Origin of the sequence: Pseudomonas sp. Irchel 3E19 (genome assembly GCF_900187585.1) — a bacterium.
In the GTDB taxonomy this organism is placed as follows: domain Bacteria; phylum Pseudomonadota; class Gammaproteobacteria; order Pseudomonadales; family Pseudomonadaceae; genus Aquipseudomonas; species Aquipseudomonas baetica.
Window position 1 is genome coordinate 77,799 of record NZ_FYDT01000027.1, and the last position, 11,385, is coordinate 89,183.

6 protein-coding genes and 2 pseudogenes are annotated in these 11,385 nt (G+C 55.3%); 7 read left to right on the forward strand and 1 reads right to left on the reverse strand.

All coding sequences use genetic code 11. The annotated features are described in order from the left end of the window. The first annotated feature begins 112 nt into the window (after positions 1-112). Positions 113-976, forward strand: a complete 864-nt coding sequence (locus CKW18_RS17920; protein ID WP_095190022.1) for a LysR substrate-binding domain-containing protein — start codon at positions 113-115, stop codon at positions 974-976. 191 nt (positions 977-1,167) lie between these two features. Here the strand turns inward: CKW18_RS17920 and CKW18_RS17925 are convergent. Then, positions 1,168-2,598: pseudogene (locus CKW18_RS17925) on the reverse strand (IS1182 family transposase). 452 nt (positions 2,599-3,050) lie between these two features. On the opposite strand from CKW18_RS17925, the gene CKW18_RS17930 reads away from it, so the two are divergent. The 6 genes and pseudogenes from CKW18_RS17930 to CKW18_RS17955 all read left to right on the forward strand — a co-directional run. Further along, positions 3,051-3,566, forward strand: coding sequence for an Hcp family type VI secretion system effector (locus CKW18_RS17930; RefSeq protein ID WP_007919523.1), 516 nt, complete (start codon positions 3,051-3,053; stop codon positions 3,564-3,566). A gap of 116 nt (positions 3,567-3,682) precedes the next feature. Beyond that, complete coding sequence (locus CKW18_RS17935) at positions 3,683-5,638, forward strand: type VI secretion system tip protein VgrG (RefSeq protein ID WP_095190023.1); 1,956 nt, start codon at positions 3,683-3,685, stop codon at positions 5,636-5,638. A 31-nt stretch (positions 5,639-5,669) separates the two neighbouring features. Beyond that, on the forward strand, positions 5,670-6,119 hold the full coding sequence (locus CKW18_RS17940) for a DcrB-related protein (protein WP_095190024.1): 450 nt from the start codon (positions 5,670-5,672) through the stop codon (positions 6,117-6,119). A 42-nt stretch (positions 6,120-6,161) separates the two neighbouring features. Continuing rightward, entirely contained in the window at positions 6,162-10,382 is a 4,221-nt protein-coding gene (locus CKW18_RS17945; protein ID WP_095190025.1) for an RHS repeat-associated core domain-containing protein, read from the forward strand. Then, on the forward strand, positions 10,379-10,738 hold the full coding sequence (locus tag CKW18_RS17950) for a hypothetical protein (RefSeq protein ID WP_095190026.1): 360 nt from the start codon (positions 10,379-10,381) through the stop codon (positions 10,736-10,738). The genes CKW18_RS17945 and CKW18_RS17950 overlap by 4 nt, the downstream gene beginning before the upstream one ends. A gap of 411 nt (positions 10,739-11,149) precedes the next feature. After that, positions 11,150-11,385: pseudogene (locus tag CKW18_RS17955) on the forward strand (RHS repeat domain-containing protein); the annotation flags it as partial.

Genomic DNA, 11,385 nt, shown 5'->3' on the forward strand with positions numbered 1-11,385 from the left:
ATTGTGTTCAATGAAAACAGCCTTGGCGGCGTTGACGTGCATGCTAATGGCGGCACCAAGGGCAAACAAACGATGGATTTAGCAGATAACTGATTAGAGGAACTTATCGATAATGCTGAAACACTGGCCACCTCTCAGCTCGTTGCGCGGCTTCGAAGCCGCTGCAAGGCTGGGCAGTTTTCACAAGGCCGCCGAGGAACTGAGCCTCACGCAGTCGGCCATCAGCCAACAGATCCGCAGTCTTGAGGCGTACCTGGAGCAGCCGCTGTTTTTCCGCAGCGGACGCAGCGTCAGCCTGACCGACGCCGGCCACGATCTGCTCAGCACCACGCAGGCGATGCTCCAGCAATTGGCGGTCGGCATCCGTCGCCTTGGGCAATATCAGAAGCCCAATCAACTGGTGCTCAACACCACGCCTGCGTTCGCCCGACATTGGCTGCTGCCGCGTCTGGCGGATTTCCGGCAACAGCATCCTCAGGTCGATCTGTGGATTTTTAGTACCGATGAAGTGCCGGACATGGCAACGCAAACGATCGATATAGCCGTGCGGGACGACATCAGCTCGCAGGCCGAATGCAGCTTCGATGTGCTGCATGCTGACCGCCTCTACCCGGCCTGCCATCCGAAACTATGGGACGTTCCGTTGAAACAGCGCACCACGTTGCATGGCGAGAGGGAAATGGACTGGAATCACTGGGCGGTGGAATCGGGCATTGATGTAGGACAAATGGATCAAGGACTGAATTTTTCCGACCCCGGCCTTTTGCTTGACGCGGCCTGTTCTGGCATCGGCATTGCATTGGTCAGCCAATTGCTAAGCCAACAAGCACGCGCCAACGGATTATTGCGACCCTTAGTAGAGCAAACCATTCGCGGCCCTAACTGGGCCTTGCTGACCCATCGCGATAGTGAGAACAGTGCACGACTCTTCATCGATTGGTTGATATACAACCTTAAAGCAGCGGACCCAGCTTAGTCGAAAACCCTCCCTCAACAACGACTGCTTCTGGCCCAGAGTGTGTAAAAACGCTCAAGGCCTCATCGTCTTGGATCATTGACGTTCGTGGCTGAACGATCGCATGGCAAATGCTGCGTATTGCATCAGTCGCGACCTGGAACACTTCAACGCTGTTTTTACAGCCTCTGGGATGGGCCAAAATCAGCTTTTTATGCCGATAGCGCCTTCATCAAACCGTGAGCACCGATGATTTTCATGACTCGTTTCATGTTGTAGGCGAGCACATTTAAACTCATCTCCGCGCCCACCCCGGCCAGCTTTCGCGTCAGGAAGTGCGTCGCACCCATCCATTGTTTGAGCGTCCCGAAGGGATGCTCAACCGTCCGCTTTCGGACTCGCATCATCTCCGGTGCTTTGCTCAGCCGAAGCTGCATCTCCTCCAATACGGCTTCATGCTCCCAGCGTCGAACCCGCCGTTGTGTGCTCGGTGTGCACTGCGGCTTCATTGCGCAGCCCCGGCATTTCGAACTCCAGTAACGGTGCAACGTCAGGCCTTTTTCAACGTTGGTATAGCGCCAGATCAGCGCCTCTCCAGCCGGGCAAATGTATTCGTTTTTTGCCACGTCATAGATGAAGGCATCGTTATTGAAACGCCCGTCTGCCTTGGCTCCAGAGGTCATCGGCTTGGGCACATAGGCGGTGATACCTGCATCGTGACAAGCCAGGATTTGTTCGCTTTTGAAGTAACCTCGGTCAGCCACTACCGACAACGTATCTGACGCCATCGCCTCGCGGGCCTGCTTGGCCATTGAGCTGAGTTGATCCCGGTCGGAACCGACGTTGGTCACCTCATGTGCAACGATCAAATGGTGCTGAGTATCGACCGCTGTCTGCACGTTGTAGCCGACGATTCCTGTGCCGCGCGTCATCATGGAACGGGCGTCTGGATCGGTCAGTGAGACCTGTTTATCCGGCGATTCATTGAGCTGGATTTCGATCGCTTGAAGCTCCTTCATTTGAGTTTTGAGCTTGGCGATTTTCTCTTCCAGCCGCCCGGCACTGGGCTCGGAAGCTATGGGTTCTTGCCGATCGGCAGCATCGAGTGCCGCTAGGTAACGGTTGATACTCGATTCAATTTCTTCCATGCGCCGCTTCAGTTTGGCGCTGGTGAAATTGCGGTCGCGGTTGTTGGCTGCTTTGAATTTACTGCCATCAATGGCGACCAGATGTTCTCCGAACAGCCCCAATTGCTGACATAGCACAACGAACTGGCGACAGACGCCTCTGATGGCCTTGCTGTTGTCTTTTCGGAAGTTGGCGATGGTCTTGAAGTCCGGCATCAAACGCCCGGTCAACCACATCAGTTCGACGTTGCGCTGGGCTTCTCGCTCCAAACGTCGGCTCGACTGGATGCGGTTGAGATAGCCGTAGATGTAGATCTTCAGCAGGATCGCGGGGTGGTAAGCCGGCCGGCCAGTATCAGCTGGAATGGCACCTTCAAAACCCAGATTGACCAGGTCGAGTTCGTCGACGAAGACGTCGACTACCCGCACCGGATTGGTATCGCTGACGTAGTCGTCGAGGCTCTCGGGAAGTAAGGTGCCTTGGCCTCAATGTTCACCTTGGATAAAGCGCTTCATGGGCGATCCCTGCGATGAAATCCTCAGAAATCATAGCAAGAGTTCGCGAAGGCGTTTTTACACACTCTGGGCCGAAAGCAGTCCGCCCGTTAAATTGTTCGAGACCGTAAAAACGATACATTCGCCAATCATGGCATAACGCCATACTGCGCAAGAAGTTGCGCAGTAGCCCGTAATAAAACACTTCCTAAAACCGCTACAGGCCTTACGCTGCAAGGCCTGCAGCCCAAGTGCGCAAGAAGTTGCGCAGTGCATTGCGTAACTGCGCAACTTCTTGCGCACTTTTGGCTGGATCACTGATCAAAAAACGATCAGAAATGCCATTCGAAACCACGAAGTCCCCGGTAGCCGGGGACTTCACAAAAGTTGGCACGCTCCTTGATAACACTCAGCCACCCACCGGGCGATTTTCGCCTCCCGGGCACTCTTAATTTCCAGCAAGGAGCACACCCATGGCTACACCAGCGTACATGTCGGTTACCGGCGAAAAACAAGGCCTGATCACTGCCGGCGCCTTCACCGCCGACTCCGTTGGCAACACCTACCAGGAAGGCCACGAAGACCAGGTCATGGTTCAGGCTTTCAGCCACGACGTGATCATCCCGCGTGACCCGCAATCCGGTCAGCCAACCGGTCAGCGCGTTCACAAGCCAGTTGTGATCACCAAGGTCTACGACAAGGCTTCGCCACTGCTGCAAGCCGCTCTGACTTCCGGCGAGCGCATGAGCGAAATCGTTATCCAGTGGTTCCGTACTTCGGCTCAAGGTACTCAAGAGCACTACTACACCACCAAACTGGAAGACGCGATCATCGTCGCCATCAACAACAAAATGCACAACTGCCAGGATCCAGGCAACTCGCACTTCACCCACCTGGAAGAAGTGCAGTTCACCTACCGCAAAATCACCTGGACCCACGAAGTATCCGGTACTTCGGGTTCCGATGACTGGCGTGCTCCAGTCGTTTAATTACGGCTGGCCGCTTCACACATCGGCCAGCTCTGCTGGTCGATGTTGCTTTGCCCTTCAAGAATCTTTGATCTGCTGATGAGGCTCGCGCCGCAGCACTGCACGAGGAACAACGGATGTTCAGTTCAGCCAATCAGACTCACTTCAGCCTGACTATCGAAGGGGTTCAGAGTGATCTCCAGGTGCTCTCATTTTCCGGCAAGGAGGCTATCAGCGCACCCTATACCTTCGATGTGGAGCTGGTCAGCGAGCGACACGAACTGGACCTTGAAAGCTTGCTCCACAAGCCCGCTTTTCTCGCTTTCAGTGATAGAGGGGACGGAATTCACGGGATCATCCATCGAGTGGAACAAGGGGCCAGCGGCAAACGTCTGGCCCGCTACAGCCTGACGTTGGTTCCGCAACTTGCTTATTTGAGTCACCGAATTAACCAGCGCATTTTTCAACACCTGCCGGTCAACAAGATCATCGCGCAGGTACTGGAAGAGCACGGCATTCTGAGCAATGCCTATCAGTTCCAATTAAGTACGGTTTACCCCGAACGCGACTACTGCGTGCAGTACGACGAGTCAGACCTGCAGTTTGTCCAGCGCCTATGCAGTGAGGAAGGTATTCACTATCACCATCAGCACAATCAAACGGGCCACCTGTTGGTGTTTGGTGATGATCAGACTGTGTTTCCCAAGTTAAGTCAGCCAACCGAGTATCAGGCCGGCACCGGTATGGTCGCGGACAAGCCAGTGGTCAAGGGGTTTGATTTGCGGGTGGAGGCTCGTACCAGCCGTACTACGCGGCGTGACTATGACTTTGAAAAACCGAGCATGCTGCTGGAGGCAAAGCACCAGACTGAAGGTCAGGCGCAGCAGCCAGACCTTGAAGACTATGACTACCCAGGTCAATTCATCAGTCGTGAACGTGGCAAGTTACTGAGTCAGCGTGCACTGGAGCGTCATCGCACGGATTACCGTCTGGTGAGAGGTAACAGCGACGAGCCGGCTCTGGTCAGCGGTCACTTCCTGACACTGGCTAACCATCCACGTACCGCGTGGAACGATCTCTGGCTGCTGACCGAGGTCTGCCACGAAGGTCTGCAACCACAAGTGCTCGAGGAGTCGATCACCAGTAATGCGCAGCCTGCGGATGGTTTTGTGCAGGGCTATCGCAACACGTTCTCCGCCACTCCCTGGAACACTTTGTTCCGTCCCTCCATCACGCTCAGAAAACCGGTTCTGGCCAGCCAAACGGCGAGAGTAACGGGGCCCGAGGGGGAGGAAATACATTGCGATCAATACGGTAGGGTCAAGGTGCAGTTTCATTGGGACCGCGAAGGCCGCTTCGACGAAAACAGCAGTTGCTGGGTACGTGTGGCTTCCAGTTGGGCTGGGCCCGGATATGGTCAGGTGGTGATTCCGCGCATCGGCATGGAAGTATTCATCACCTTCGTGGAAGGCGATCCTGACAAGCCGTTAATTACGGGTTGTGTCCCGAACAAAATCACACCTGTGCCATATCCGCTACCGGCAAACAAAACCCGGACCGTTTTCAAAACCAACAGCAGTCTTGGGGGCGGTGGCTCCAACGAGGTTCGTGTAGAGGACCGCAAGGGACAGGAACAGATCTACATCCATGCGCAGCGCGATCAGGACTGCACCGTCGAAAACAATGAAAGCCATTGGGTCGGAGTCAATCGGGTTCATTCGGTTGGTCAGGACGAAACCATCACCATCGGCCAAAACCGCGTCAGATTCGTCAAGGTCAATGACACGCTACAAGTTGGCGGCGCCAAACAGGACAGCGCCGGCACTCAATACCTGATGGAGGCGGGGATGCAACTGCGTCTGGTCTGCGGCCAGAGTGTTTTCGAGATGAATGCCAGTGGAGAGATCAACCTGTATGGCACGAAGTTCAACTTCTCGGTAACGGGCGACGCACAGATCAATACCGGGGGCAATCTCGATATCAACATGCCTGGCGGGGCTGCCGCTACGGACCCTGGTGCTGATGGCGCAAAAGGCACCATCGATGGCAGGGTCGAAAGTGTTTTTTCCAATCCGCCACAACCAGCCTCTTGATCCCGCAACCCAACAAAATAGAGTCGAGTAAATGGATTATTTTATTCAGGAAGGCAAACTCACTTTGCCAACAGGCTTTCAGGACCGCAGCGTCAATATGTTTGTGCCGGGTGTCACCCTGCCGGCGCCATTCAGCCTGACCGTGTCACGTGATAACACACTTCCGAGCGAAGCCTTGCCCGACTACGTCGAACGTCAGGTCAGTCTGATTGCGGCGAAGCTGCGCAAATACCAACGCCAGAGCACCGTCCATGTCGAGCTTTCTGCGCAATCGCCGATACCCGGCCTGCAAGTCGATGCGCACTACCAAAGCGATGGTCGCCCGGTTTACCAGCGCCAGGCCGCTTTCTTTGTCGGACCTGACCGGGCGCTGATTTTTACCGCCACCAGTCAGGTGCCATTCGACGATCAGTTGAATCAACTATGGGTGAACGTTCTGGCAAGCTTTGAGCAGCACCCTCCTGTCACCGCAACACCCTAAGGACTCCCGACATAAAAGGTCGGCAAGACATGGAAGTTTCCGATGTTTGAAGCAGCACGGTTTGATGATGAGGTTGCTCATACCAACGCTCTCTTGGGTTTTTTGGTAGGTGCCGCGTTGGGCCTGGCACTTGTCGCGGTTGCATCGATCTTTGTTGTTGCAACCTGTGGATTCGGTGCCGGGTTATTGGTCGGGATTTTGGCGGGCCTGGGAGGTTCCGGGCTGGTGATGGCGGGTGAAGCCATAGGGCGAATGTGCAAGGCGCCCGCCGGAGGGATCACGAGTGGTTCCAGTAACGTCCGTATCAATGGCCTCAAGGCAGCCTACGTGCAAGGCAGTTTCGGCATCTGCAAAAAACACCCGGCTCCACCGATGGTGGCGGAGGGTTCCGGCAAGGTATTTATCAACGGTCTGCCAGCTGCCCGTAAGGGCGACAAGCTGACCTGCGGCAGTGTGATCGACAGCGGTTCAGAGAACGTCTTTATCGGGGCTGAAAAGGAACAGTACCTGCCGATCGAAGACGAAGTTCCCGAGTTTCTGCGCAACACGGTCGACATCCTGATGATCGTTGCTGGCCTCGCGGGTAGCCTTGGACAGTTGGCGCTCAAGGCTGGCCAAGTAGGTTTGAAGGCCGCCGCCCCTTGCGCTATGCAGTTCGCTGCGGGTTTTGTCGCGGGTGAACTAGCCTCCAGATTTGTCATCGGCCCGGCTATTAGCCGAGTGGCCGGTGGCCTGTTTGGCAACCCGGTGGATGCAATCAGCGGCCGCAAATTGCTCTTGGAAGAGAGCGAAACAGACTTTGCTCTTCCGGGCCTAATGCCAATTGTCTGGTCGCGTTTCTATGCTAGTGACATCAGTCACGAAGGCCTGCTGGGAAGTGGCTGGGTGCTGCCGTGGGAGCAAAGCCTGCGCCTGGAAGATGACCAGCTTTACCTGCGCGACAACCAGGGGAGAGATCTGAACCTGCCAGGCCTTGAGCCCGGGGAGCGGTTTTTCCTGGCCAGCGAGCAGATGTTTCTGGTGCGCTCCGAAGGCGGGCACTACCTGATTCAGACGCTCGACAATACCTTCTTTTACTTCGGTGAGTTGTCCGAAAGCGGCCAGCCATCGCCACTGCGCCGCATCGAGAATGCACTCGGTCACTTCCTCACGTTCCACTACGACACGCAAGATCGTCTGAGCGATATATGTGCTACCGGCGGCATTCGTCTTCACCTGTGCTACGACCATCATGAACGACGCCTGAGCCGGGTTGAACGAGTGGTGGACAACCGGCCTGTGGAAACCCTGGTTCACTACCACTACGACGCCACAGGGCAACTGCAAAAAGTCATCAATCGCAACGGCGATCAGGTGCGTAACTTCACCTACGAACACGGGTTGATGATTGCTCACGAAAATGCACTGGGGCTGCTGTGTAATTACCGCTGGTCAACACGCTTCGACGATCACCAGCCGCGTGTCGTCGAGCATTGGACCAGTGACGGTGAGCATTACCATTTCCACTACGACCTTTTGCAGCGGCAAACTGAAATCCGTGACGTGCTCGACCGAGTCGCCCAGATTCACTACAACGAAGGCCGTCGGGTGGTTGCCAGTCGTGATTTCGGTGGCGAGCAATACGGCTTCGAGCTGGACGCCTCGGGCAATATGACTGGCCTGGAGTTGCCCGATGGCAACAAACTGGCATTTGCCTACGACGACTATTCTCGCCTGGTCGAGGAGATCGATCCGCTGGGCCGCAGCACCTGCTACAGCTACCACCTCAACACCAGCCTGATAGCCCGCATCCAGCGCCCTGACGGCAGCAGCCAAAGCTGGGTCTACGACCGCAGCGGTACGTTGCTTGACAGTATTGACCCGCTGGGTCAGATCACCCGGTACTTCAACACCAATGATGGCCTGCCCCATAGCTGTACCGACCCAAAGGGGAATACCACCCGCCTGTGGTGGAACGGGCTAGGCCAAATTGAGCAGTATCAGGATTGTTCTGGTCATCGCAGTCACTATGCCTACGATGAAAGGCTGCATCTGGCGAGCATTACGGATGCCCTAGAGCGCACGACTCGATTGACCCGCAAGTCCAGCGGTGAAGTGACTCGCATCGAGCATCCTGATGGTAGCCAAGACAGTTATAGCTACAACGTTCTTGGTCAACTGCTCAGCCATACGGATGCTGATGATCGCACCACCTACGTGACCCGTACCCCCCGCGGATTGCTCAGCAAACGTCAAGATCCACGCGGCCAGCACGTTCATTATGAATACGATCAATGCCAACGCCTGATCGGTTTGCTCAACGAGAACAAGGTAGCCTATCGCTTCAGCTATGACGCCAGCGATCGTCTGAAAGAAGAAGTCCGAGTGGATGGTCTGCGCCGGCGTTTCAGCTATAGCCTCAGCGGTACCCTCACGCAATTTGTAGAACTGGCACGGCAGGGCTTCAGCGAGGTTTCGCGCCAGCAATACTTCGAGCACGATGCCGCCGGGCGCCTGGTCAGCCGTGTCACCGACGATGCTCGTCTGGATTACCTCTACGACGATGTCGATCGCTTGATTGCCGTCGACCGTCAGCCCAGTGCAGCAGGCAAGGCTCTGGGAATCAGCAGTGACCATCTGGCGTTCAGCTACGACGCCGCCGGCCAACTGCTGAGCGAAGACAGCAGCACCGGCAACCTCGTTTACAGCTACGACGAACTGGGTAATCTCACTCGTTTGGAGTTGCCTGACGGGCGTAAGGTCAATCACCTTTACTACGGCAGCGGCCACCTGCACCAGATCAGCCTTGACGGCCAGTTGATAAGCGACTTCGAGCGTGACGCCTTGCACCGCGAGACGCTGCGTACCCAGGGGGCACTCACCAGTCGCTATGGCTACGACACCAAGGGGCGCAAGTTGTGGCAGGCGGCAATCCACCTCCCTCACGAGCAACTCAGCCAGCTTCAGGAAAAAACCGACAGCCTGCTTGGCCATCCGCAGCATCCGGCCACCGCCCTGCACCGTCGCTACCACTATAGTCCGGGCGGCGAAGTGCAGCGCGTGACCGACAAACAGCGTGGGGTGACTAACTTCACCTATGACGCCAGCGGACAACTGCGCAGTCGTCAACCCGATCATCCACAGTTACAGACGGAAGACTTCTCCTACGATCCCGCAGGCAATCTCAGTGGCAGCGGTCGCTGGCAATTTGAAAGCCTGCCGGACAATCGCCTCGTGGCCTTCAAGGACTTGCGCTTCAGCTACGACACCTGGGGCAACCTCAGCGAGAAAAGCAGTGCGGCCGGAGGCATGCAACGCTTTCACTACGACAGCGAAAACCGTCTGATCCGCGCGCAAACCTGGCAGGGTACAACCTTGAGCAGCGAGGCTCGTTACCACTACGACGCCCTGGGCCGGCGCATAGGTAAACAGGTCACGCAAGACGGCCAGACTCAAGAAACAACGTTCCTCTGGCAAGGCTTGCGTCTGCTCCAGGAACTGCAGTCGCACTTACACAGCTTGTACCTTTACGAACCCAGCACCTACGCACCGCTGGCCCGTATCGACAGCGACCCCGAACTGCAGGAGAAAGAAGCCAGGTATTACTACTTCCACACCGACCAGATCGGTACGCCGCAGGAAATGACCAACGCCGAGGGGCACGTGGTGTGGCGCGCCTATTACAAGGCGTGGGGTGGGCTGGAAGCATTATCACCGAATCTAGTGGAGCAGAACCTGCGCTTTCAAGGGCAGTACCACGACCGAGAAACCGGGCTGTACTACAACACGTTCAGGTACTACGATCCGGCGGTGGGGAGGTTTACCACGCAGGATCCGATTGGGTTGATGGGCGGGAATAACCTTTATCGGTACGCGCCAAATGCGTTAGGGTGGATTGATCCGTGGGGGTGGTGCAACAAAGGTATGGGGGTAAGTTCATCTGGACACCACGTCCCAGCAGTGAGGAAAACTGTGGGTAGACCTTTCGAGGTTAGCAGATCAGATAAAACTAGACCTACCTTATTCCCTCGAGGGGCTAATGCGGAACATGATCACTGGCGAATGCACGACGCGGAGCGGCCCATTATTGGTCCTCGACAAGGTGCTTTCAAGGGCACAGATGATGAGCTTTTTGCTGCGTATCGGAATGCTTACAAAGATCTGAATGACATAAAAGTCGATGTGCGCTCTCCGAATGGTACTCATGTTTTGGGTGAAAACGTCACACCAGTTAAAGCTGTAGACCTAATAGAGAACTGGTTAAAGGAGGCAGGATTAAGATGACAACTACAAGTGAGATTTTATCTAAGATAAATGATGGTGTTTTTCTTGAGCTTGTCTTTCGGAAAAACACCGATTGGGATGCTGAATTAGACTCAAGGGATTCCATAGAGTTTGATACTGCATGGAGCACTAGCTATGAAAAAATAATTTCGTCGTGCCCGCCTGAAGATGTATCAATTAAGGAAATAAGAGAGGCTGCGTTCAAGAAGGTTTATCAAATAACTAAAAACTCTGATCTCGCAGCATATGTATCGGACGATCTGGGCCTGATTGCGCAGGCATTCCAGAATGGAGTTGACATTGGTTTTATTGAAAATCTTTGGAGGACTTACACGCAAGGGCGCTTCCCAAGTTAGGAGGATAAAATATATCACCAGTATGCTGACCCCCAACTTCAGTTTGGGATTCAATAATATTGGTGGCACACATGAAAGGCCGATAATTTCATTTGGTATATCGTAGTGGTCGCACAAAGATGGCATCGTGCATGTGCACTCAGTCATTAGTGGCTGGCTGACCTTTACGGCGTTATCCGAAGGAGTTGGAGTCCGGTGTGTGCTCGCTTTCAACGGCGCAGCACTTTGGACATAGCCCAGCACATTGCTGCCGACCATAGTGGTTACTGCCTGTCGACCCATTGCGACTCGGGTCGCGTGCTGCCGGAGTGTAAGCGTACGGGGAATACGTCTTGCACAGGTCAGCCCGGCATTCAATGATGCGGCAGTAGCTGGTCGATCTCACTGGCTTTTTGCGTCGGCAATCGCCTCGTGGCCTTCAAGGACTTGCGCTTCAGCTACGACACCTGGGGCAACCTCAGCGAGAAAAGCAGTGCGGCCGGAGGCATGCAACGCTTTCACTACGACAGCGAAAACCGTCTGATCCGCGCGCAAACCTGGCAGGGTACAACCTTGAGCAGCGAGGCTCGTTACCACTACGACGCCCTGGGCCGGCGCATAGGTAAACAGGTCACGCAAGACGGCCAGACTCAAGAAACAAAGTTCCT

Coding starts and splice junctions, on each gene's coding strand:
- CKW18_RS17920 (WP_095190022.1), top strand. CDS start 113: ATGCTGAAACACTGGCCACCTCTCAGCTCGTTGCGCGGCTTCGAAGCC.
- CKW18_RS17930 (WP_007919523.1), top strand. CDS start 3,051: ATGGCTACACCAGCGTACATGTCGGTTACCGGCGAAAAACAAGGCCTG.
- CKW18_RS17935 (WP_095190023.1), top strand. CDS start 3,683: ATGTTCAGTTCAGCCAATCAGACTCACTTCAGCCTGACTATCGAAGGG.
- CKW18_RS17940 (WP_095190024.1), top strand. CDS start 5,670: ATGGATTATTTTATTCAGGAAGGCAAACTCACTTTGCCAACAGGCTTT.
- CKW18_RS17945 (WP_095190025.1), top strand. CDS start 6,162: ATGTTTGAAGCAGCACGGTTTGATGATGAGGTTGCTCATACCAACGCT.
- CKW18_RS17950 (WP_095190026.1), top strand. CDS start 10,379: ATGACAACTACAAGTGAGATTTTATCTAAGATAAATGATGGTGTTTTT.